The sequence below is a fragment of the Pseudomonas sp. MNR3A genome (assembly GCF_009650575.1).
Lineage (GTDB): Bacteria > Pseudomonadota > Gammaproteobacteria > Pseudomonadales > Pseudomonadaceae > Aquipseudomonas > Aquipseudomonas machongensis.
Genome location: NZ_VZZS01000034.1, coordinates 1 through 24,869, shown reverse-complemented (window position 1 = coordinate 24,869; position 24,869 = coordinate 1). Strand labels below are relative to the sequence as shown.

The following is a 24,869-nucleotide window of genomic DNA, read 5'->3' as shown; positions in this document are numbered from 1 at the left end:
CAACCTTGGCCGGTAAAAAAAGCGGCTGCCCGGGCGTCGCGCAGGGACCAGCCCCTCGACACCCGGGAGTGAAGGATACAGTGATTAAAGGAGGATTAAAGATGAAAGCTGAGGGGCGCTGTTCATCCTTCCTTATATATGGACAGGCCAACCCCTTCGCGGGCTTGCCCGCGAAGACGCCAGCCTGGTCAGTAGATCATTCCAGAGCAGCCGCCGGCCCGAAGAACTCGTAGCGGCTCTGCGCATCCGGAATACCCAGGGCCTTGAGGTGACGACGGATCGCCGCCATGAAGCCCTTTGGTCCAAGGAAGTAGGCATCCACGTCACGCGCTCGCGGCAGCCACTCGGCCAGCAGATCCTGGGTCAGCAGGCCGACCGCATTGGCGTCACGGCTGCCGTCGTCCTCGGCATAGCAATAGAAGCGTTGCAGTTGCGGATGCTGCGCCGCCAGGCTGTCGATCCAGTCACGGAAAGCATGCACCGAACCGTTGCGTGCGCAGTGGATGAAGTGCACCGGACGCTCGGTCTTCAGCGCAGCCTCGAGCATCGCCAGGGTCGGGGTGATGCCGACACCCCCACTGATCAGCACCAGCGGCTTGTCGCCAGGTGCCAGGGTGAAGTCGCCAGACGGCGGGAACAGCTTGAGCGTGTCGCCGACCTGCAGTTGATCGTGCAGATGGTTCGACACCTTGCCCCCGGCCTCGCGCTTGACACTGATGCGGTACTGTTCGCCATCGCACAATGCCGAGAGCGAATAGTTGCGGCGCTGTTCGGCACCGTCGATAAACAACTGCAGGCCGATGTACTGACCAGGCTCGGCCTTGAGTACCGGCTTGCCATCGATGGGGGCGAAGTAGAACGAGACGATCTCGCTGCTTTCCTGCTCACGACGCACCACACGAAAATCCCGGGCACCACGCCAGCCGCCGTCAGCCTCTTCCTTGGCCTTGTACAGGCCCTCTTCGGCACCGATAAGAATATCGGCCAGCTGGCCATAGGCCGCGCCCCAGGCAGCGATCACTTCCGGGGTGGCGATGTCCTTGCCCAGCACTTCCTCGATGGCACGCAGCAGGCAACTGCCAACGATCGGGTAATGTTCGGGCAGGATCTGCAAGGCCACATGCTTGTTGATGATCTGGCCAACCAGGCCACCCAGTTGTTCCAGCCGGTCGATATGACGGGCATACATGAGCACGCCGTTGGCCAGCGCACGAGGCTGGTCACCGCTGGCCTGATGCGCCTGGTTGAACAGCGGACGCACTTCGGGATACTCGCTGAGCATCATCTTGTAGAAGTGAGTGGTCAGCGCCTCGCCACCGCTCTCGAGCAGCGGGACGGTAGCCTTGATGATTGCACGTTGGTCGGCATTGAGCATTGCAGTGACTCCTGAGCTTCGGGCTTCGAATGACTACCCAGCCAATCGCAATTACAATGCCAACAATTAAATTCTTTTAAATCAACAACTTGATATCAATGAAGTCAATATGACCTGAATCAATTGAAGTCATAATGACTGCAATAGTCAAAATGACCAAGCCGTTGAGCCTGTGAGTGATCACTGGCTCAACGGCCCGCCCCTCATGACACATCGATCACGCAGCAGCTCGCTGAACCGAGTAGGTCACCGACACATCAAAATCTTCAAAAGACTTGATCACCGCGTTGCCCACAGTGAAGCTGAATGGGAATCCCGTGAACGTCTTGGTCTCGGTGTAAGCTGGCGGGGTACCCCCAGAAGCCGCTTCCCAATGCAGCGTGACTGCATCGTTCACACGCAGACTTGCACTTTCCGGGATCTCGATGATTGCATTCTCGGTACCCGAGGGCATCGACGCACCGGCACCACTGCCTTCTACCTGGGCGCAGGTCGGTGCCGGCAAATTGGCTGCCCCACTGTCCACAACGTTGTAGACGTTCTCGGGCGAGGATCGCCTGATATCGAACTCGGGGGTATGCACCGAATAACTCAAGGTGAGGGTACCGTCGACCAATGGGCTCAGGTAAGGCAACGACACCTCGAACACAAGCTCGACTTTTTCGCCACCGACGGGAACCGTCAGGTCGGTTTGCCAGGTCATGCCACCGCCGTTACCGACCTTGCCAGTCCAGAACAGCGTAACTACATCCCCTGCCCGTTGCCCTGGGTAAACGGGCACTCGCACATGGACCTCCTCGGCGCTCAGGCTGGTCAGATCGATCTCGTCACCTACCGCTTCGAGCAGAACCGGGGGCTGCAACGCAATGCCCTCACCGACGATGATGATCGAGCGCCGACGTGAGGGTCTGGCATTACCGCCGGCAGCAGGTGTGGACTCGTAATACACGGTAGCGAGACCGTTCACCACGAGGGCCGCGTAGATATACGGCAGAATGAAGATCTTGTCCCTGGTCCCATTGATCGTTCTGGCCGGCCAATCATACGGCACCTGCTTACCATCGGCTTCGGCACTTAGCCCAACCCAGTGCATGGTGACGGAATCCCCTCTCGCGTACCCCTCGTAGTCAGGTAGGTAGATGGTCACATCGTCACCGTCCAACGCTGCCAGGTCCAATTTGTAGGGTGGATTCTCCGCTCCCTCCACTTCAGGGGCCTCGAGTGCGTTGGGGTCTTCGACCTTCACGTAAGTAGGCGGGGAGGGACGCGAGTAGTTCTGCACCCGATCACGGATTTCGTAATACACCAGCAGGTTTTCACCGCTCCCACCCTCCCTGATCAACTCAGCGGGAACGTTGATCACCCATGGCTTACCCACATCACCCGCGACCAGGCGGTTCCCGACATGACGAGCACCGTTCCAGACCAGTGTGATCTGGTCATCCGGCTGCATGAAATCCCATGCCTCGATCGTAACCCTCACGGGGGTGGTAGGGGAGTCGATCGTGGAGGGCGTCACTATAGGCGCGACAAGGTTTTCATTGGCCGGAGATCCTGGCCTGGGATCGAGCCCTCCAGGCACACGAAGATCGATCAGCACCTCCCGATACTCCGAGTAGCGTGTTTCATCGGCGAGCGGGTCATACAGCCTATAGAAGAAGTAACCGAAGTATGGGTAAGGAATATCATCGTCTACCGGTAGATTCAGGTCATCGCGTACCACGCCAAAGCTCAACCAGCCCCGCGCCTCGGTTTCTGCATCCAATAGGTAGAACTGCACCGGCTCCTCTGTCGGCGGGGCTTGAGGTGGTTGCGTGGAAGGTTTGACAGATGTCCAGAAAAGGCTGACTTCATCGCCCACTCGAACGACGTCCGGCAGTTTGGCTGACATCGACACGACGCGGGTAGGATCGAACAACTCACTCCAACCCAAGCCATCGCGCGGTAGGCCACCAGAGTCCATATCCGTGATAACCAGTGGGTGCAATGCATCTGCCATGGTTGAAACAGGAAATTTGCTGAGAAATATCTCTTGTTTGGTCATTGGAAAAATACCTTCGCCCGATTGAAAGGATACCCAGCCGTTGCCTTACCCGTCAGACGGGACGGGTGGCATAAGGTGTCGTCCAACTCTATCCACTACCGACGAGGGCGTAACCTGACAGATTTACCAGGTAAGAATGCCGAGTAACCTCATGTCACGCGGCAGGCAGATCTTGACGTCAAGCAGACAACTCGCGACCGTATGCCCCAGACGCCGCTCCAGGACGCCCGCATGTTCGCAAAACCCCTGCTCACCGCCCTCCTCCCCTTGGTCAGCGACCTCTCTCGCGACCTGCCTGACCAGGAGCGCTATCGCCGTCTGTTGCAAGCCATGCGCAGCTTGCTGCCCTGCGATGCCGCTGCCTTGCTGCGCCTGGATGGCGAGTGGCTGGTACCGCTTGCCGTCGACGGTTTATCCACAGACACCCTGGGGCGTCGCTTCAAGGTCAGCGAACACCCTCGCTTCCAGATATTGCTAAGCCGATCGCAGCCGACTCGCTTTGCCAGCGACTCCGAACTACCAGACCCCTACGATGGGCTGGTCAACACCTTCGAAGCAGGCCTGGAGGTTCACGACTGCATGGGCTGCACGCTGATGGTCGACGAGCGCCCATGGGGTTTGCTGACACTCGATGCCCTTACTCCGGGCCAGTTCCAGAGCCTTGAACTGGATGCCTTGCAGGCCTTCGCCAGCCTGGCTGCCGCCACTGTGACCGTGGCCGAACGCATCGAGAACCTGGCCTTGCGCGTGGAAACCGAGCAACAACGCGCCGAGGTCTATCGACAGGTCAACGATCAGCACAGGGAACTGATTGGCCAAAGCCCTGCGCACAAGCACTTGCTGGAAGAAATTCGCCTGGTGGCGGGCAGCGACCTGACCGTATTGGTCACCGGGCAGACGGGTGTCGGCAAGGAACTGGTCGCACTGGCGCTGCACCAGGCCAGCAAACGTGCGGACAAACCGCTGGTCAGCCTCAACTGCGCCGCACTTCCCGAAGCCTTGGTGGAAAGCGAGCTGTTCGGTCACGTCAAAGGCGCCTTCACCGGCGCGCACAGTGAGCGCCGTGGCAAGTTCGAACTGGCCGACGGCGCAACGCTGTTTCTCGATGAGGTGGGCGAACTGCCTCTGTCAGTGCAGGCCAAACTGCTGAGGGTTCTGCAAAGCGGCCAGTTGCAGCGCCTGGGTTCGGATCAAGAACACAGGGTCGATGTGCGCCTGATCGCCGCCACTAACCGAGACCTCGCCAGCGAGGTGCGCAACGGGCATTTTCGCGCCGATCTCTACCATCGCCTCAGCGTTTACCCGCTACAGGTACCGCCGTTGCGCGAGCGAGGCAGAGACGTACTGCTGCTCGCCGGTTTCTTCCTCGAGCAGAATCGCTCCCGGCTGGGCCTGGACAGCCTGCGTTTGAGCGCAGAGGCCCAGGCAGCGTTGCTGGCCTACGACTGGCCAGGCAACGTACGCGAACTGGAGCACCTCATTGGCCGCTCCGCGCTCAAGGCGTTGGGTCGGCATCCACAACGTCCACGCATACTCACCCTGGACGCAGTCGACCTGGACCTGCACATTGCGTCAGCCATCAAGGATCACTCACCTGATATCGCGGGGATAAAAGCGTTGCCATTGCCTGAAGGGGGGCTGCGCGAAGCGATGGACACCTATCAGCGTCAGCTCATAGAGGAGTGTCTGTTGCGCCATGAAGACAATTGGGCCGCGGCCGCTCGGGAACTAGGTATCGACCGCGCCAACTTGAGCCGGCTGGCGCGCCGACTGGGGGTACGCTGATACACGGATGATCGCGTCCGGACGCAGCGGCGGCCGGACACGATCATCCTGCATCATAGGTTGGGCGTTAACTCAGGTCGATGTTGATACCGACCAGCGACGACCGCTCCCTCTCGTTGATGCGGTATCCGAAAAAGGCGCGTGTTTGGTTGTGCTCAAGCAATTCGGCACGCGTAAATGCCACCTCGGTAAACTCGGCAGGATCATCGACGGTATAGACGGGTTGCAAATAACGCCCAGAATTCTGGCTATCGCCCAGCCACAACTCGACCGTATCGCCGGATTGGCCGCCAAAATAAGGGTTGATTTTCACCCACAACTTGTCGTCTTGCAAAAGTTCGTCTGTAATCCCTTGGCGCTGATCGTCGGTGAAGTTGATCGGTGGCAGGGGAGCTATCTTTAAAATCTGGTTCATTTCGTATTCAACCTTACAATGAATGCTGTATTGGGAAGAAACAGTCACCGCGCTTAGCTCAAGGCAGTGTGCAGGTCCCGCCCCCCTGATTCAGCGCAAAATAGACATATCCTTGGCTGGCTTGAGTTGGGCCGATATCGTTTTCGATGGTGTAATCGACAATGGCCCCATTTCGACAGATATAGTACGTGAGGCTGTACGGCAGCGGCACATCAATATAACCAGTGTCCAAGTCACTCTGTGTCAGGGCAACACCCGCCATCTTGATACGCGATGCTTCGATCGGTGTGAAAGGCGGTGGTGGCGGAGTCACCTGGTTTAACGGTGTCTCGATACCCACGAAATCGTAGCTTACCCTTGGATTCTTCGTCAGTTCGATATTGGAGACACCGGCCAATGGAATACGGAACACGGTGCCTGCCATACCGACAGCGCGCGTGATGATATTCCGCGAGTTTGCATCAGGGAAACTTGCCTGATTCAGCGGGTTACCATCGCCCGGTAATTCAGCACCGGCAGTCACTCTGACACGCTGAATCGGCGAACGAACCGTTACCGGTACAGGGTTGGGACTGGCAGGTAATTCCCGAGTGAGGGTAAAGTACACATCGAACTCGCCAGATCCGGTTTGATCGATAACACCGGTGAACGGAATCGGGTAATTGATATTCGCCGGCTCATTGCTCACCGTGACGGTAACGGGCGTAAGTTCCGGATTGGAAATATTCTGCCAGTGCAACTGAATCACATCATCCACCAGCCAGATCGGCTTGTTGTCAACGCCTGGACGCGTGATGATGGCCACGGCATCTTTGCCAAAATCTCCCGGCGTGATCGTGTTATCAGGGCTGGTCCCGCATTTGATCGTTGGCGCCTTGATGTTCCCGTGCTCCGGCAGCTCCGGATTCGGGTCGGGGTCAGGTCCGCCAGGGGTGGTCAGATTCACCTCTACAGGAGTATCGCCAGAGGTAATCGGGGGCTGCCCTGCGCGGCTCATCTGGTACCGGACGTTGATGTTGCCATCGCCTTCCTGCCTGACGATCGCATATGGCACTTCCAGGGTGACCAGCGGATCGTTGATCGCATCGGCTGGAGTGAGGACATAGGGCGCCAATCTCGCTGCCCCCCAGCTCAGTACGATAGAATCGCCCGCCGAGGCGCCGTCATAGGTGGGGATAGCGACGCCGACGCTGGGATTGGCATCATTGTAGGTGATCAGCCCATCGTCGGCTTCCGGTACAAGTGGTGCATCCAACGCAGGCAACTGGAGGAACACCTCGATTGGAGTGGTGCTTGAAATCCCACTGATGTTGCCTGCCCAATCAGTGACGCGATAAGCAAAGTAGCGCAGACCATCTCCCGCGTCTTCCAGCTCTTGGCGAGTAATTTCTACGCGCACATTCAAGGTGGGATTGGTGACCTCGAATGTGGGCACCAACCAAGTACCGGAGCTTTCATCGGCAGAGGTGCCCAGCCAAAGTTCTATCTTGTCTTCGGCTTCGCCGTAGTGATAGGGGCTAATTACAAGTGGCAGCACATCAGCAACCATATCCGCTTCGGTAATACCACTAAGTTGCTCCTCGGTGAAGGCAATGGGCGGTAACTGCGCACCTCCCGCTGCCCGACGGTCAAAACGGGTATTCACTACACGCTGAGAGGGCTGCCCATTTTCGGAAAAGGGATCATAGATACCGTAGTCCAGTGCAACGGTGACATCAGTTCCTGGCGCGGGGAATTCACTCTGAGGATAAATTAACGTGAACTCGGTGAGCGTGGGGTCATCGAGATCCGCCTGAGTAATTTCCAATTCATCGCCGAACCAGGTTCCGGCGTTGAACAAGCGAATAAAGTCACCTGGTCGTAGATCGCTACTTTTGGGAACCTTCACCTCCAAGTCGTTATCAAGTTCAATAATGGGAATAATTCCGCGCGTGGCATCACGCGCGGGAACGGTCAATTCCGGCAACGCGAGAATGCGAATACCGCTGTGTTTTCTACTGGTGGTAGCAATCGTGACTTTACTGTTCATAAAGATTCCTCTCGCACGTGCTTGATATGGATCAAGCACCATCAATATTAAGCCGACGGAAAACCTCAACAGCGCCATGGCAGGGCGTCGGGATGACTTGCGAGATCCATATTGATGAAGCGAGCCTCGTCTGTAACCTAGCAAATTTAACAGGTGCACAAAACGCAACGTGGTCTACAGTAACGCCACGGCATCGCTGCAAAGGATTGGGCACTCATGCATGCACCTAGGGAGCTAGTCACATGAGGAAGGACTGTATCGAAAAGCACGTTTCTTATCGCTCGCCATCGGTCTTGCTGCTTCTTGCAATCAGTCCTTTATCCCTGGCGGCGAGTCTGGCGCCGGGCAGCAGCGCGACAGTCGGTGCGGGCTCTCCCCCCGAAACCTGGACCCTTAACGCCGCAGCACTCTCGGTGACGCCTGGCGGCGCCACGTTGAGTGTCGTTGCGCTACCCGGCTCCACGGTGACCTTGGACGGAGCGTCGGTAACAGGCGGCGCACAACGAGGTGTGGTGCTCACCGAGTCCACGGGAACAATCAAGGACTCCACTTTGAGTTCGACGGGCGATACAGGTCTTTCGGTCATCAGAGGAGTAGGCGCCGTAGCCCCGGGCTCGACGGTGCTGGTGACCAACTCCACGATTTCAGGCACAGGCCGAGGCCTCAACGTGTCGGGAGGTAGCAGCGCTACGCTCATCGACTCGACGATCATCGGTTCAGGGGTGGTTGGCAGTACAGTGGCGGGTAATGGACTGGGCATCACGCTGGTCGGTGGCGAGGCGATCCTGCGTAACAGCAACGCCACGGGCACCAATCGTGGCGCAGGCCTATTCGGTTCGGGGGGCGACAATACAGCGCCACGCCTGGAGTTGGACAATTCCAGCCTGACATCGCAGGACGGCAGTGCAATCGTGGTCAGCAACCAGAGCGCTCAAGCCATGTCCGCCGAGATCGTCATCGCGAATGGATCGACGCTGATTGCCGCCAACCAGACCCTGATCGAGGTGGGATTACCAGGCGACCTGGCAGGCAGGGTGGCTCAGGCAGACATTTTGATCGACGCGAGCACGCTGACGGGCAATATCCAAGTTGCCCAAGGTGGGCTCGCCGATCTAAGGATGATCAACGCCGCACAATTGACAGGCGACTTGAACAACCTCAGCAGCTTGCAACTCGACGCCAGCTCAGTCGACGGCAACTTGAACCAGCCCCTAGGCTCGAGCGCAACCGCGGATTTGGCAGCCGGCTCGCGTTTCAATGGCAATATCAACAACGTGCGCAGCCTGAGCCTGGATGCCAGCAGCGTGAGTGGAAACGTCATCTCTGCGGCAGGAAGTCAGACCGAAGTCGTCCTGCGCAACGCCTCGACACTGGACGGTACGGTCAGCAATGCAGCCAGCGTGTCGCTTGACAACAGCCGCATGACCGGCGAGATGATCCAGGATGCGCAAACACCCGGTGTGCTGAACCTGACCAACGGCTCGCTGTTCACCGGTACCGTGCGCAATGCCTCCCAGACCACGCTGGATGCTTCATCCCGCTTGGCCGTGATCGATGATTCAAGTGTCGGAGCCCTGACCCTCAACGGTGGAACCGTCGACCTGCGCCCCGCTCAGGGCCCCTTCCACACCTTGACGGCCACCAGCCTTCAGGGCTCGGGCACCTTCGTTCTGGGTACCGACCTGGCAGGGCACCTGAGCGATCTGGTGAATATCCAGGGGCAGGCTCAAGGGCAGCACGGGCTTCTGATCCAGAATACCGGTGCCGAGCCCGTACAGGGCGATTTGCCGCAACGTGTCGTGCATACCGAAGGAGGAGATGCGCGCTTCGCCGTTCTCAGCCAAACCGGCACCGTGGATGTCGGCGCCTACTCCTACCTTCTGGAGCAACGTGATACCGACTGGTATCTGGTGCAAGCCCAGACGCCGATCATCTCGCCCAGCGCGCAAACAGCCATCGCCGTGTTCAGTGCAGCGCCAACGGTCTGGTATGGGGAGCTGAGCACGCTGCGCAGCCGCCTGGGTGAGTTGCGCCAAGGCGGCAATCAGGGCGGGGTATGGGCACGCAGCTATGCGAATCGTTACCGGATCTCGACGGCCGATCAGGTCGATTACCAGCAGACCCAGCAAGGCATATCGATTGGCGCGGACACCGCCCTGCCCAGCCAGAATGGGCAATGGCTGGTCGGTGTGATGGGCGGCTACAGCGATTCTGAACTGAGCATGCGCCTGGGCAGCAATGGTCGTGTCAACAGCTATTACCTGGGCCTCTACAGCACCTGGCTGACCGACGACGGCTACTATGTCGATGCCGTACTCAAGGCCAACCGCTTCGAAAACAAAGCAGACGTTCGCATGAACGATGGCGAGAAGGCCAAAGGCGACTATTCCAACTACGGCATGGGAGGCTCGGTAGAAGCCGGCCGCCACATCAAGCTCGCCGACAACTGGTTCGTCGAACCCTATACGCAGGTGTCTGCCTTGTGGGTCGACGGTGAGAACTACAGTCTCGACAATGACCTGCGTGCCAGAAACAACAAAGCGAACTCGCTGCTCGGCAAGGTGGGTACCCACCTGGGGCGCACGCTGCCACTGGAATCCGGAGGTTTCGTCCAGCCCTACGTCAAAGTCGCAGCCGTACGCGAATTCGCTCGCAACAATAAAATCAAGGTAAACAACGCCACCTTCCATGACGACCTGTCCGGTGGACGCGCAGAGCTTGGCGTAGGTATAGCTGCCACGCTCAGTGGAGCACTGCAGGCCCATGCGGACTTCGACTACAGCAACGGCAAGAACATCGAGCAGCCTTGGGGCGTGAACATAGGGGTACGCTTCAGCTGGTGAGGCTCTTTAATGCGAAACCAGTGGTCGCTGTAGGATTTTTCCTGGCCCCCAAGGGAATTACCCTGCATCCCTCCAGGTATCCGTACGCATTAAATATCGGCCCTTCAATTCCGGCCGAGTCTCATCATGAAGCCCACTGTTGTATCACTGCGCCTCGCCACGCTAGGCCTGGCAATAGTTCCCCTGGTATCAACAGCTGAACAATGGAGTGTCCCGGCAGGGACTCGCTTCATTGTCAGCCCTGGTTTTCCAGAATATTCCTACCTCGTCCACGTGGGTGCGACCCTCAGCGTACGACCCGGAGCATCCACTGCCGCCATCACGGCATTCAATCATGCTCAGGTGAATATCGACGGTGCCAGCGTAAACGCTGTTGGTAGTAACGCAATCACGCTCTACAACAGCCATACCGTCATCGACGCCAGCAGCATCATCGCCAAGCTCGATCCTGCGCGCCCTAACGCTCAGGCCTTCGGCATACGTCTCTCGGGTTTTGAACAAGCCTCGAGTGCCCGCATCAGCAACAGTTTCGTTTCGGGAATAGCCAGAGGGATCAATGTAACCAACGACGCCCTGCTGGATTTGAGCAATACGCAAGTGGAAGGTCTGGCCGGAACCCCAGGGGCGGACCTGATCCCTGGAGGTGTTGGCGTAGTAGTGGCAGGCGCGAACGCCAGGATTCGTGAAAACAGCGTGGTCAGCGGCGACAACAATGGCATCGTGATTTTTTCTGCGACCACTGGCGCGGCCAACAAGGAGTCCAATCTTTTACTCGACAGGTCTACCGTCATCGGGCGTGAAGGCAGCGCTATCAAGGTGACGAGGGATCGGACAGAGGAGAAGGTCAATATCCAGATCGACAACGGCTCGGTCTTGATCGGTGGCAACGGTGTCATTCTGGAAGTGGCAGACCAGGCCACTGCCGATGTGTCGGTGAACAACAGCCAGCTCGATGGAAACATCGTGGTGGACGATGGTTCTCATCTTGACCTGGCCCTGGCCAACCACGCCAGCCTCACCGGCACCATCACCAACGCCAGTTCACTGGCTCTGGACGGCACCTCGATCTGGACCCTGACCGGTGACTCCAGTGTCGACAAGCTGAACCTCGAGGGCGGAACCGTGAACCTGCGCGGCGTCGAAGGCAGCGCAGGCCTCAACCGTCTTGAACTCGGCGAGCTGTCTGGTTCGGGCACCTTTGTCCTCGGCGCCGACCTGAGTACCGGCCAGGGCGACCTCGTCGATGTCAGCGGCAAGGCCAGCGGTGAGCATCACCTGCTGGTGGAAAACACCGGCACCGATCCGAACGCCGCAGTGATCGACCATCAGGTCGTGCACACCGGCGAGGGCAGCACCTCGCAGTTCGACCTGATCGGCGGCCAAGTGGACTTCGGTACCTTTGCCTACGAACTGGAACAGCGCGGCGACGACTGGTTCCTGGTGCGCAAGGGCGATACCACCACCCCAGGCACACGCACAGTCACCGGTCTGTTCAGCGCCGCACCTACCGTATGGTACGGCGAAGCAACCACCCTGCGCTCGCGCATGGGTGAACTGCGCAACGGCAACACCCAGGGTGGCGGCTGGATGCGCACCTACGGCAACAAGTACAAGGTGTCTGCCGGCGCCGGTGCCGCCTATGACCAGGTACAGCAGGGCATTTCGTTCGGTGCCGACGCGCCGCTGCCGTCGAGCAGCGGCCAGTGGCTGCTGGGGGTGACCGGTGGCTACAGCCGCTCTGACCTGGACCTGTCCGGTGGCACCAGCGGCAAGGTCGACAGCTTCCATATCGGTGTTTACAGCACCTGGTTGGCGGACGATGGCCTGTACGTCGATGCATTGATCAAGGCCAACCGCTTCCAGAACACATCTGACGTGCGCATGAGCGATGGCCGCAAGGCCAAGGGCGAATACAACAACAACGGCATTGGCGCCTCGGTCGAAGTGGGCAAGCACATCAAGCTGGACGACGGCTGGTTCGTCGAACCGTATACCCAGGTGTCGACGCTGTGGGTCGACGGTGCCAGCTACAACCTGGACAACGGCATGCGCGCCAGCGCCGCCAATGCCGATTCCTTGCTGGGCAAGGTCGGTAGCCATGTCGGCCGTACCTTCCCTCTGGATAAAGGCGGCTTCGTGCAGCCCTACGTGAAGGTCGCAGCAGCCCACGAGTTCGCCCGCAACAATCAGGTCAAGGTCAACGGCAACAAGTTCGACAACGACCTCTCGGGCAGCCGCATCGAACTCGGTGCCGGTGTGGCCGCGCAGGTGACCGACACCGTGCAGGTGAATGCAGGCTTCGACTACATGAAAGGCAACAACATCGAACAACCGTGGGGAGTGAACCTGGGTGTGCGTTACAACTGGTAATCTTTCGAGGGCCGCGAGGCCCTCTTTTTTTGCCTAAAGCCTGAACGGCAAAGGCCGATAACCCGGCATCCACTCCCTTTTCCGACATGCCCGAAGGTTATCCATGGCCACGCAAAATGCCCGCGCGGACTCGCTGTCCCTGCTGCTGTTCACCCTGCGCAGCGGCAAGCTGATGGCTATCAACCTGCTCAAGGTCAGCGAGATCATCCCCTGTCCGCCCCTGACCAAGCTTCCCGAGTCGCATCCCCACGTCAAAGGCGTAGCGACCCTGCGCGGCAACTCGCTGTCGGTGATCGACCTGTCGCGGGCGATCGGCGAAATGCCGTTGGCCGACCCGGACGGTGGCTGCCTGATCGTCACCGACATCAGCCGCACCCGCCAGGGCCTGCACGTGCAGGCGGTCAGCCGCATCGTCCATTGCCTGAGCACCGACATCAAGCCACCGCCCTACGGCTCGGGCAACCGCTCCTTCATCACCGGCGTGACCCGGGTCGACAATACGCTGGTACAGGTGCTGGACATCGAGAAAGTCATCCACGGCATCGCCCCGCCGGAACCTGAAACGCATCCCGGCGAGCTCAGCGCAGAAGACGCCAGCCTGCTGGCCGCCGCCAACATCCTGGTGGTGGACGACAGCCAGGTGGCGCTGCAGCAATCGGTGCACACCCTTCGCCACCTCGGCGTCGAATGCCATACCGCGCGCAGCGCCAAGGATGCGATCAACGTCCTGCTGGAGCTGCAGGGCACCGCCCAGGAAATCAACATCGTGGTGTCGGACATCGAAATGTCCGAGATGGACGGCTACGCCTTCACCCGCACCGTGCGCGAGACCCCGGACTTCAAGCACCTCTACGTGCTGCTGCACACCTCGCTGGACAGCGCCATGAGCGCCGAAAAAGCCAAGGTCGCAGGCGCCAACGCGATTCTCACCAAGTTCTCCTCGCCCGAGCTGACCGACTGCCTCGTCGTCGCGGCGCGAGCGGTCGGGTTCGCCGAGCGCTGATACATCTGGCGACACAATGCCTTCACTTGATGGTGGGGAGGACTCGGGCATAATCACTCCCCTTCCGAGGTTTTCTTGCCGGTACCGCTTATGACCCTTCTTCGCATTGCCCTGATTGCCCTCGTCATGACCAGTGGTCTTGCCCAGGCCTCCAGCCCCGACGCCTGGAACGAGTACCGCCAGCAGATGGTCAAGCGCTGCCTGGCCGCCAGCCAGTTCAAGGACGCCCACGCCCTGGGCAAGCCCGCCGAATTCGACGACCGCACCGCCTACAGCGCCCTGCTGATCGAAGGCGTGTACAAGCCAAAATCCATGAAGAACCAGACAGGCACCGAACTGTGCTTGTACGACCGCGCCCAGCAGCAAGCCTACGTCACCGAATGGAAGCCAGGCGCCAAGTGAGCGACGGCATTCGTTTCGCCTGCACCGGCTGCGGCAAGTGCTGCACCGGCCACCACGTACCCCTCACGCTCGCCGAGTCCCGCCAGTGGGCTGCCAGTGGCGGCCAGGTCGTGGTGCTGATCGAAGGCTTCATCACCGATGGACCGGGCATGCCGGTCGAGCAACGCGATCATGTGCTGCGCCGTTCGCTCGCCGTGCCTTGCGGGAGTGCAGAGGTGCGGGTCTCGGTGACCTTCGCGGCCTTCAATCCAGGGCGCTGTCGCAACCTGGATGCCAACAACCTGTGCGGCATCTATGAAACACGCCCGCTGGTCTGTCGTATCTATCCGGCCGAGGTCAACCCGCACCTGCCTCTGCGCGTCGAAGCCAAGGATTGCCCACCCGAAGCCTGGCAACAAGGCCCGCAACTGATCGTCGGCAACAGGGCCGTCGACCCGCAACTGGCCGCACTGATCGAAGCCTCGCGCCAGGCCGACCGCGACGACATCGCCGCCAAGGTTGCCGTCTGCCAGGCGCTGGGCATGACCACCAGCGCGCTCAAGGGCAACGGTTTTACCGCCTGGCTGCCAGACATGCAGGCGTTTCTCGCGGCGTTGGATCAGGTGAGCGATCAAGCGCACGTGCCATGGACTGTCCATGTGCAAGATGCCGAACTGGCCGACGGGCTGCAGGGGCATGGGCTGCTGACGACCGGCGAAGCGCCGGTGTACTACGCCTTTATCGGGTTCTGAGTGCGTGTGGAGCAACTGTCTGGCTCAAAATCTAGAAGCCAGCCCAATCCCTGTGGGAGCGGCGGTTCGCCGCTGCGACTTGCCCCGCGAACACGGGCGTAGCCCGTGCCAGGCAGCGCGGTGTCTTTTTCGCGGGTAAATCGGGGCGCCGAACCGCCGCTCCCACAGGGATTGGGCTGACCTTCAGATTTTGAACCAGACAGTTGCTCTTATAGGTATCGCACTGGGCTGGAATCTGCGGCGCCTCACCTCCAACGTTGGCGTTCGACTCCAGGGCAAATCCCGGACGAGCACTGGTCCAGCTCAATTCCTTGGCAACTGGCCATCAATGATTGGAAACTGTCAGCGCTGTCAGCCAGACGTCACGTTGCCGACCCGATCGGCGGGCTATAAGCAGAAAAGAACCTGACAAAAGTCTGGAGCCGCGAGACGCCAGCACGGTTTCCAGCCCTCTCCCACTGACCGGTACCAGCCCCGATGCGACGTCCCTCCCGCCCCCTCGTCCTCGCCGCCCTGGCCATCCTCCTGCTGATCGCCTTGACCGGTTGGCTGCGCCTGCGCCAGGACACGCCTGCCCCACGCGCGCAAAACGCCGTGCCGGTGAGAGTGGTCAGCGTCACCCAGCAGGACGTGCCGCGCTTTGCCAGCGCCATCGGCTCGGTGCTGTCGCTGCACAGCGTCGATGTACGCCCGCAGGTCGAGGGCATCCTCAACCAGGTGCTGGTCAAGGAGGGCCAATGGGTCAAGGAAGGCGATCTGCTCGCCACCCTCGACGACCGCGCGATCCGTGCCAGCCTTGAGCAGGCCCGCGCCCAGCTCGGCCAGAGCCAGGCCCAGTTGCAAGTGGCCGGTGTCGACCTCAAGCGCTACCGCCTGTTGAGCAGCGACGACGGTGTCTCGAAGCAGACCCTCGACCAGCAACAGGCGCTGGTGAATCAACTCCAGGCCACGGTCAAGGGCAACCAGGCGGCCATCGCCAATGCCGAAGTGCAGCTGTCGTACACGCAGATCCGCTCACCGGTGACCGGTCGCGTCGGCATTCGCAATGTCGACCCCGGTAACCTGGTGCGCAGCAGCGACACCCAGGGTCTGTTCAGCGTCACCCAGATCGACCCGATCGCCGTCGAGTTCGCCCTGCCCCAGCAGATGCTGCCGACTCTGCAGACCCTGCTCAAAGCGCCCTCGCCGGCGCTGGTCGAGGCTTACATGGACGCCGACGGCGAACGCAGCCTGCTCGGCCAGGGCCATCTGGCGCTGATCGATAACCAGATCTCGGCCAACACCGGCACCGTGCGCATCAAGGCCGAGTTCGACAACAAGGATGGCCTGCTGTGGCCCGGCCAACTGGTGACCATCCGCCTGCGCACCGCTGTCGATGAGCAGGCGCTGGTGGTGCCGCCACCGGTAGTGCAGCGCGGCGTCGATGGTCATTACGTCTACCGCCTCGATGGCGACAAGGTCGCCAGCGTACCGGTCAAGGTGCTCTACCAGGACAGCGACCTGAACATCGTCGCCGGGGTCAAGGCCGGTGATCGCCTGGTGCTCGACGGCCAGTCGCGCCTCAAGCCCGGGGCACGGGTCGAGGTTGCCCCCGACGTGCCCGCCAGCCCCGAAGTGGCTGACCGCCGGAGCCAGCCATGATCACCCGCAAAGGCGTTTCGGCCTGGTGCATCGACCACCCCATCGCCACCCTGCTGCTGACCTTCGCCCTGGTGCTGCTGGGGGCCATCGCCTTTCCGCGCCTGCCGGTGGCGCCGTTACCCGAGGCAGATTTCCCGACCATCCAGGTCACCGCACAGCTTCCCGGCGCCAGCCCGGAAACCATGGCGTCGTCGGTGGCGACGCCGCTGGAGGTGCAGTTCAGCGCCATCCCCGGCATGACCCAGATGACCAGCAGCAGCGCCCTGGGCTCGACCACGCTGATCCTGCAGTTCACCCTCGACAAGAACATCGACACCGCCGCCCAGGAAGTTCAGGCCGCGATCAACACTGCTACTGCGCGCCTGCCGCAGGACCTGCCCAGCCCACCGACCTGGCGCAAGGTCAACCCGGCCGACAGCCCCGTGCTGGTGCTGACCGTCAGCTCCGAGCAGATGCCCGGCAACGAACTCAGCGACTATGCCGAAACCCTGCTGGCGCGCCAGCTCAGCCAGATCGACGGGGTCGGCCTGATCAACATCACCGGCCAACTGCGCCCCGCGATCCGCGTGCAGGCGCAGCCTGAGAAGCTCGCAGCCATCGGCCTGACATTGGCCGATATCCGCCAGGCCATCCAGCAGACCAGCCTGAACCTGGCCAAGGGTGCGCTGTACGGCGAACACAGTGTCTCGACCATCGCCGCCAACGATCAGTTGTTCCACCCCGAAGACTACGCCCAGCTCATCGTCAGCTACCGCAACGGCGCCCCGGTACGCCTGCAGGACGTGGCCAAAGTGATCGAAGGCGCCGAGAACGCCTATGTCAAATCCTGGTCCGGGGACAAACCTGGGCTGAATCTGGTGATCTTCCGCCAGCCCGGTGCCAACATCGTCGACACCGTGGATCGCGTGCTCGACGCCCTGCCGCGCTTGCAGGAAATGCTGCCGGCCTCGGTGGAGGTGTCGGTACTCAACGACCGCACCCAGACCATCCGCGCCTCGCTGCATGAAGTGGAACTGACGCTGATGATCGCGGTGGTACTGGTGATTGGGGTGATGGCGCTGTTCCTGCGCCAGTGGTCGGCAACCCTGGTCGTCTCCAGCGTGCTGGGGGTATCGCTGATCGCCAGTTGTGCACTGATGTACGTGGCAGGCTTCAGTCTCAACAACCTCACGCTGGTGGCCATCGTCATCGCCGTGGGCTTCGTGGTCGACGACGCCATCGTGGTGGTGGAAAACATCCACCGTCACCTGGAAGCCGGCGATGACAGCCGCACGGCGGCGATAAAGGGCGCCGGGGAGATCGGCTTCACGGTGATCTCGATCAGCTTCTCGCTGATCGCCGCGTTCATTCCGCTGCTGTTCATGGGCGGCGTGGTCGGGCGGCTGTTCAAGGAGTTCGCCCTGACCGCGACCTCGACCATCCTGATTTCGGTGGTGGTATCGCTGACCCTGGCCCCGACCCTCTGTGCGCTGTTCATGCGCAAACCGCCGCAGGAACACCACGACGGCTTCGGCCAGCGTCTGTTGCGCTGGTACGAAAAGGGCCTGGATCGCGCCCTCGCTCACCAGCGCCTGACGCTGGGTGTGTTCGGCCTGACCCTGGCGCTGGCAGTGGTCGGCTATGTCGCCATCCCCAAGGGTTTCTTCCCGCTGCAGGACACCGGCTTCATCCTCGGCACCAGCGAGGCCGCCGCCGACGTGTCGTACCCGGCGATGATCGAAAAACACAAGGCCCTGGCAAAGATCATCGAAGCCGACCCTGCGGTGCGCGCCTTCTCCCATTCCGTCGGGGTCACCGGCAGCAACCAGACCATCGCCAACGGCCGCTTCTGGATCAGTCTCAAGCCCCGCGGCGAGCGCGATGTATCAGCCAGCGAACTGATCGACCGCCTGCGCCCGAAACTCGCCCAGGTGCCCGGCATCGTCCTGTACCTGCGCGCCGGCCAGGACATCAACCTCAGCTCCGGCCCGTCGCGCACCCAGTACCAGTACGTGCTCAAGAGCAACGATGGCGTGGCCCTGAACCTGTGGACCCAGCGCCTGACCGAACGCCTGCGGGAAAACCCGGCATTGCGCGACCTGTCCAACGACCTGCAACTGGGCGCCAGCGTCACCCACATCGACATCGACCGCCAGGCCGCCGCACGCTTCGGCCTGACCACCACCGACGTCGACCAGGCGTTGTACGACGCCTTCGGCCAGCGCCAGATCAGCGAGTTCCAGACCGAGACCAACCAGTACAAGGTGATCCTCGAACTCGACGCCCGCCAGCGCGGCAAGGCCGAGAGCCTTAACTACTTCTACCTGCGCTCGCCGTTGTCGGGCGAGATGGTGCCGCTGTCGGCCCTGGCCCATGTCGCACCGCCCAGCACCGGCCCGCTGTCGATCGCCCACGACGGCCTGTTCCCGGCCGCCAACCTGTCGTTCAACCTCGCCCCCGGCGTGGCCCTGGGTGATGCGGTGCGCATCCTCGAACAGACCCAGCGCGAGCTGGGCATGCCCGACGCCATCGTCGGCAGTTTCCAGGGCGCGGCACAGGCGTTCCAGAGTTCGCTGTCGAGCCAGCCGTGGCTGATCCTCGCCGCACTGGTGGCGGTGTACATCATCCTCGGTGTGCTCTACGAGAGCTTCGTGCACCCGCTGACGATCATCTCCACCCTGCCCTCGGCGGGGCTTGGTGCACTGATCCTGCTCTGGGCCATGGGCCAGGACTTCACCATCATGGGCCTGATCGGCATCGTGCTGCTGATCGGTATCGTCAAGAAGAATGGCATCCTGCTCATCGACTTCGCCCTCGATGCCCAGCGCACCCAGGGCATGACGCCCGAGCAGGCGATCCACCAAGCCTGCCTGACGCGCTTCCGGCCGATCATCATGACCACCCTCGCTGCCCTGCTCGGCGCTGTGCCGCTGATGTTCGGCTTCGGAGCCGGTGCCGAGCTGCGCCAACCGCTGGGCATCGCGGTGGTCGGCGGCCTGCTGGTCAGCCAGGCGCTGACGCTGTTCACCACCCCCGTCATATACTTGGCCCTGGAACGCCTGTTCCACCGCCGCAAGGTCGCCAACGCGGCCGCGACTGCCAGTTGAGACAAACCCATGCGTGTGCTGATCGTCGAAGACGAAGAAAAAACCGCCGACTACCTGCATCGTGGCCTGACCGAGCAGGGCTTCACCGTCGACCTGGCCCGCGATGGCATCGATGGCCTGCACCTGGCGCTCGAAGGCGACTACGCGGTGATCGTGCTCGACGTCATGCTCCCGGGCCTGGATGGCTACGGCGTGCTGCGCGCCCTGCGTGCGCGCAAGCAGACGCCGGTGATCATGCTCACCGCCCGCGAGCGGGTCGAGGACCGCATTCATGGCCTGCGCGAAGGTGCCGACGATTACCTGGGCAAGCCGTTCTCCTTCCTCGAACTGGTCGCCCGCCTGCAGGCCCTGACCCGTCGCAGCACCAGCCACGAGCCGCTGCAGATCCAGGTCGCCGACCTGTGGATCGACCTGATGGCGCGCAAGGCCAGCCGCGCGGGCCAGCGTCTGGAGCTGACCGCCAAGGAGTTCTCGCTGCTCAGCGTGCTGGCCCGGCGCCAGGGCGAGATCCTGTCCAAGACCGCCATCGCCGAGCTGGTCTGGGACATCAATTTCGACAGCGACGCCAATGTTGTCGAGGTCGCGATCAAGCGCCTGCGCGCCAAGCTCGACGGGCCGTTCGACAACAAGCTGCTGCACACCATTCGAGGCATGGGCTATGTCCTGGAAAACCGTGCGGGCTAACTCCCTGGCCCTGCGCCTGTCGCTGCTGTTCACGCTGGTGGCGCTGGCGGTGTTCGTGCTGATCGGCAGTGCGTTGTACCGCCAGGTCGACCGCAGCCTCGACCTGCTGCCGGCAGCGGAGCTGGATGCGCGATTCAGCGTGCTGGAGTCCACTCTCAACCGCTTCGGCACCCTGGAACACTGGGCGAAGATCCACAACAAACTCAACCTGCTGGCCGAAGAAGACCGGCGCATCCGCTTCTGGGTGGTCAGCGATGACCCGCGCTTCGAGTACGGCCACCCCAACGAACAGTTGCGCCGCTTCGCCCAGGGCCCGGAAGGCATGCGCGACCTGCGCCTGGCCGACAACCCCTACCCGTTCAAGATCCTGGTCAGCCAACTGCCGGCACTGGGTGAACGGCCGGCGGTACGTTTCATGATCGGTATCGACACCCAAACCTTCTGGCAGGCCCAGCACAGCCTGCTGGTGGCCATTGTCGGCCTGGCCGTACTCGGTGTGCTGCTGGCCTCGCTGTTGGCCTACTGGGTCGCACGCATCGGCCTGCGCCCACTGCTGGCGCTGTCGGCAGAAGCCCAGGCGCTGGCCCCACCGCGCCTGGACGGACGGCTGCGCACCCAGGACTTACCGCCGGAGCTGGCGCAGTTTGCCGAGGCCTTCAACGCCGCGCTCGACCGGGTCAGCCAGGCTTATTCACGGCTCGAAGCCTTCAACGCCGACGTTGCCCACGAACTGCGCTCGCCGCTGACCAACCTGATCGGACAGACCCAAGTGGCCCTGACCCGTGGGCGCAGCGCCGAGCACTACTTCGAAGTGCTGCAATCGAACCTGGAAGAGCTGGAGCGCCTGCGCAGCATCATCAACGACATGCTGTTTCTCGCCAGCGCCGATCAGGGCAGCAAGGCCACCGCCCTGACCCAGTCCTCGCTGGCCGAGGAAGTGGCCACGACCCTCGACTACCTGGACTACATCCTCGAAGACGCCCAGGTCAGCGTCACGGTCAGCGGTGATGCCCAGGCCCCGATCGAGAAGGCCCAACTGCGCCGGGCGCTGATCAATTTGCTGAACAACGCCGTGCAGCATACGGCGCCGCATCAGGTCATTCATGTTCATATCGAGACAGGCCTTGAACAGGTCAGCATCGCCGTGAGCAACCCCGGGCCGGCTATCGATGATGCGCACCTGCCGCTACTGTTCGAGCGGTTCTATCGGGTGGACGCCGCGCGCAGCAACAGTGGCGGCGGCAACCATGGATTAGGGTTGGCGATCGTCAAGGCGATTGCGCTGATGCATGGCGGCGAAGTTTTCGTGCGCAGTGTGGCGGGTTCAAATACCTTTGGCATCCGCTTGCCGGGCAGGCATACATCAAGCGCTGACTGATTACGCTACGTTGTCTGTGCCCTGATCCCCCGTGTTCCTGACTGACGCAACCAGTCACTGAAGAAGTAACGAATTGCATGGTATTTTCTTGAAAGCCAGTGCCTATTACTCTGGCGCTGGAATCGCGCCATGCCCCTCTCCAATTCGACTCTGAAAGCATCATCTTCCGCTGAGTGAGTAACTTTTGGCTCTACGTGGATAGCGATGACCAGCATGTCAAGCTTGCGCTTCTGATCTCTGACGGCTTGATGTACTTCAACATCGGTAACCGCCATGCCAAGTGCATCCACTACTCTCTGGGTATGCCGCCCATTACCGGAACTATTTAAAAAGCGCTTGGCAAGCTCATGCTTTCTCTGTTCGGGAGGCAAACGCAAATCTTCTGGCGTGGTCGTCACTGCGGAAATTGCATCCTCATTAATCACATCCCAGCGCAATAGGGTTTTTGGCAATTCCCCAAAAAATCCGTGGGCTTGGGAAACTTTTCTATATTGCTCAAGGGTTACAGTAGAAGCATAGGTTCCTTGCGCCGGGTTTCTGAAATTCTCCTTGAATACCCACACATGAGGCCTGAACTCGTTTTCGAATCTAAACCTACCCGGCCCCTTTTTATATTGGGAGAGCACACCGGGCCTTGTGGTGTACTCCATATGTTCAATTTCAGAATCCATCACATCGTCGTTAGCGGTTCTCTCATTCAAGCGTGCGACCACCTCAGGCGTAGAGGGATAACCTGGCAGTATCTGGTTAATAAGCTCATTGGGATCAACTGGGTACTGGCCATCGGCATCGTGGAACGTCACAGGCGAGTTCCTAGCCACACGAAATAAATTTACGCCATCCAACGTGCCGCCCGGATCCGCACTCAACCAGCGTCCGACTTCCGGTTGGTAATAGCGCCAACCGTAAAAATACAAGCCCGTCGCATCTCGCTCCTTGCCCGCATGGCGCAGCGTTCGTCGCGTCAAGTTGTCGATTTCGGTTGCGGGTTCATCTTCACCAACCGCCCCACCATAGGGCGCATATTCCTCACGCACGATGACCTTGCCAGCAGCGTCCGTCTCACCGCCCGAACTGTTCAAATGATCGCTGAAGCCGAAACGCAGTTGCGCTTCGCCATTGTGTTGGTTCATCACCAAACGAGCAGTGCCTACCGGCGTGATCACCACACGACGCTGGGGCTCGGACCCACCGCCCAACGATCGCTGGCGCAGCTCGAAAGCGTGGGTGTACGTGGTCAAGGTCGTCTGCCTGCCACCACCGACTTTTACCGAAAGCGCTTTGCGGGTCCGTCGACTTCCATCCGCATAATGATAGCGTTCACCGTCATCGTCTTCATGGTTGCGCCTGATAAGGGTGACAGCCTTGAGCTGGTTGTCCGCATGCCAGTGTACAGTCCTGCCATCGCCTAATTGTTTCTGCAACCCTCCAGGCAGAAAGCCCGCCTCAGGCGTAGGCCCTTGCCCTTTCATGACGGCACGATTGCTGCCCAGCGCCACGTCAAGCTTGACCGTGCGCTGACCTGCGCCTGCGTTATGCCAGATCCGCCAAAGATTGTTCCCATCATCGTAGGAATACTCTTCTATGTAGGGCGCCCACACCTGGCCTGCACTCGGGTCACTGCGATTGCCTGATGAGGGATGATGCCGAGCCGCAGGCACGCGCTCCCGTCCGGTTGCCGACACCAGGCGGTTCAGCGTGTCGTAAGTATATTGCCGAAGCCCCGTGGCCTGCAGGTTGTTGTGCCACTCAGGGTCTGCGCCCTGGTCATCGAGGCTGAGGATGTTGCCGACTGGATCGTGCTCGTAATGCAGGTCACTGATGACCAGACCGCCCAGAGGATGACCCACTGGGCGAGCGGTCAGATGTCGCTTGAGACGAAGGATTCGGGGGTCATATTCATAGCGGTCCACGACGCCGTTACCCGCGGTTTGCTCCAGCAATCTGGAGTCTGCGGCATAGCGAGCATCGCGCAAGGTGGCGACTTCCTCGACCTTGCCACCCTTCATGTATCGAACCCGGGTCTGCTCCCGTGCGCCGCTGATTCCATACATTTCGACGATAGTGACACCGGCGGCATGAGTGGTACTCAGCAGGGCGCCTGTGGCATCGAGCTGATTCAGGACTTCCAGAGGGGCCTCGACATCTTCTTCTGTGGTACGAGACCAATCCGGTTCTTCTATTTCAACCTTCAAGAGACATTGCTCGGACGCCAGAGATTGGCCAGTCAATGACTGACTGAGCGATCGGTCGATGCCTGCGTTGTTACAGGATTCGCGCAAACGTCCGGAGAGATTGCGGGCCTGCCAGTACGTCTCTCCCGCAGGCGCATAGCGATAGCATTCACGTGCACGACCTGACGCAGCACCGGCAGCCATCTCCTTCAACGCCAGTGGCCGCCCACCGAGCAACGCTGCTTCGTAACTCATCGCAGTCACCGTCTGCTGGGCATTGAGCGACCACAGCGGGCGCCCGGCGCTGTCCATAAAACGCAGGGAAAGATCGCCGTCTGCGGTATGTAATGACAGAGGGCGCCCCTCAAGGAGCGTGATCGTCACCGCGTCGGCATTGCCAGTGGCCTCATTGTCCAGCATTCGAGCCCCGAAGATTCGCTTTGCCCGGGCAAACCGGTCCTTGACCGTACGCTCAATCAGTAGGCGCGACGCAACACCAGAGGTGTGCACCGCCCGGTAAAGCGTCAATGTCCGGAAAGGGCTGATGACTGTCGGCGTTCCGGCATGCAGAGCAGCTGACTGTGCTCGCATTTGACGGGGCGTACGCGTTGCCATGTGGTGCCTGCGCTGCGGTTCGAGGTAAATAGAAGCGATGCGCGAAGCATCTGACCTGACGGGCCGCCTGTCACCTGGCAAAAATGATAGGTTCGCGACTCAAAGCCGTCCCGAAATTTGCCACGCAAGCTTTCTAGGCTCTGTATGAAAAGTCTTGAGACGAAGGTCAGGCAAGGCGAAAACGGCCGAGGAACGGTCGGAGCGCGCTCGACTTTACGGGTTGTAAATGAGCATTCCGACCGGGCTGGCGCACCAGGCTGTTTTCAACGCAGCATCACCGAGTATCAAGGCTTT

At 60.8% G+C, this 24,869-nt stretch carries 15 protein-coding genes; 10 read left to right on the top strand and 5 right to left on the bottom strand.

Translation table 11 applies throughout. The features are described 5' to 3' along the window. Positions 1-196 precede the first annotated feature (196 nt). Positions 197-1,375 carry an NO-inducible flavohemoprotein gene (gene hmpA / locus F6X62_RS22665; RefSeq protein ID WP_153774771.1) on the bottom strand — a complete coding sequence of 393 codons (1,179 nt, stop codon included), beginning with the start codon at positions 1,373-1,375 and terminating at the stop codon, positions 197-199. Between the two features lie 217 nt (positions 1,376-1,592). Beyond that, a complete protein-coding gene (locus tag F6X62_RS22660) occupies positions 1,593-3,419 on the bottom strand; it encodes a hypothetical protein (RefSeq protein WP_153774770.1) in 1,827 nt (608 codons plus the stop codon). 231 nt (positions 3,420-3,650) lie between these two features. Between F6X62_RS22660 and norR the strand changes: the two genes are divergently transcribed. Continuing rightward, positions 3,651-5,204: a nitric oxide reductase transcriptional regulator NorR gene (gene norR, locus F6X62_RS22655; RefSeq protein WP_153774769.1), complete on the top strand. Its 1,554-nt coding sequence runs from the start codon at positions 3,651-3,653 to the stop codon at positions 5,202-5,204. Between the two features lie 67 nt (positions 5,205-5,271). Here the strand turns inward: norR and F6X62_RS22650 are convergent, their stop codons facing one another. After that, entirely contained in the window at positions 5,272-5,619 is a 348-nt protein-coding gene (locus tag F6X62_RS22650) for a hypothetical protein (RefSeq protein ID WP_153774768.1), read from the bottom strand. Between the two features lie 58 nt (positions 5,620-5,677). Continuing rightward, on the bottom strand, positions 5,678-7,648 hold the full coding sequence (locus tag F6X62_RS22645; protein ID WP_153774767.1) for a hypothetical protein: 1,971 nt from the start codon (positions 7,646-7,648) through the stop codon (positions 5,678-5,680). Positions 7,649-7,890: 242 nt separating this feature from the next. Between F6X62_RS22645 and F6X62_RS22640 the strand changes: the two genes are divergently transcribed. The 9 genes from F6X62_RS22640 (at position 7,891) to F6X62_RS22600 (ending at position 21,786) form a co-directional block, all read left to right on the top strand. Then, positions 7,891-10,491 (top strand): autotransporter outer membrane beta-barrel domain-containing protein, encoded by a 2,601-nt coding sequence (locus tag F6X62_RS22640; RefSeq protein WP_153774766.1) that lies wholly within the window; start codon positions 7,891-7,893, stop codon positions 10,489-10,491. Positions 10,492-10,833: 342 nt separating this feature from the next. Next, positions 10,834-12,861 carry an autotransporter outer membrane beta-barrel domain-containing protein gene (locus F6X62_RS22635; protein WP_178117584.1) on the top strand — a complete coding sequence of 676 codons (2,028 nt, stop codon included), beginning with the start codon at positions 10,834-10,836 and terminating at the stop codon, positions 12,859-12,861. Positions 12,862-12,964: 103 nt separating this feature from the next. Then, positions 12,965-13,864 carry a chemotaxis protein gene (locus F6X62_RS22630; RefSeq protein WP_054892508.1) on the top strand — a complete coding sequence of 300 codons (900 nt, stop codon included), beginning with the start codon at positions 12,965-12,967 and terminating at the stop codon, positions 13,862-13,864. A gap of 90 nt (positions 13,865-13,954) precedes the next feature. After that, positions 13,955-14,266 carry a hypothetical protein gene (locus F6X62_RS22625; protein WP_153774764.1) on the top strand — a complete coding sequence of 104 codons (312 nt, stop codon included), beginning with the start codon at positions 13,955-13,957 and terminating at the stop codon, positions 14,264-14,266. Continuing rightward, positions 14,263-14,997, top strand: coding sequence for a YkgJ family cysteine cluster protein (locus F6X62_RS22620; RefSeq protein ID WP_153774763.1), 735 nt, complete (start codon positions 14,263-14,265; stop codon positions 14,995-14,997). The genes F6X62_RS22625 and F6X62_RS22620 overlap by 4 nt, the downstream gene beginning before the upstream one ends. Positions 14,998-15,474: 477 nt before the next feature. Beyond that, positions 15,475-16,638, top strand: coding sequence for an efflux RND transporter periplasmic adaptor subunit (locus tag F6X62_RS22615; RefSeq protein WP_153774762.1), 1,164 nt, complete (start codon positions 15,475-15,477; stop codon positions 16,636-16,638). Continuing rightward, positions 16,635-19,724, top strand: coding sequence for a multidrug efflux RND transporter permease subunit (locus F6X62_RS22610; RefSeq protein ID WP_153774761.1), 3,090 nt, complete (start codon positions 16,635-16,637; stop codon positions 19,722-19,724). The genes F6X62_RS22615 and F6X62_RS22610 overlap by 4 nt, the downstream gene beginning before the upstream one ends. Positions 19,725-19,733: 9 nt before the next feature. Further along, positions 19,734-20,408: a heavy metal response regulator transcription factor gene (locus tag F6X62_RS22605; protein WP_063546106.1), complete on the top strand. Its 675-nt coding sequence runs from the start codon at positions 19,734-19,736 to the stop codon at positions 20,406-20,408. Then, positions 20,383-21,786 (top strand): heavy metal sensor histidine kinase, encoded by a 1,404-nt coding sequence (locus tag F6X62_RS22600; protein ID WP_153774760.1) that lies wholly within the window; start codon positions 20,383-20,385, stop codon positions 21,784-21,786. The genes F6X62_RS22605 and F6X62_RS22600 overlap by 26 nt, the downstream gene beginning before the upstream one ends. A gap of 5 nt (positions 21,787-21,791) precedes the next feature. On the opposite strand, the gene F6X62_RS22595 is transcribed toward F6X62_RS22600, so the two are convergent. Next, on the bottom strand, positions 21,792-24,380 hold the full coding sequence (locus F6X62_RS22595) for an RHS repeat-associated core domain-containing protein (protein WP_178117583.1): 2,589 nt from the start codon (positions 24,378-24,380) through the stop codon (positions 21,792-21,794). Positions 24,381-24,869 lie beyond the last annotated feature (489 nt).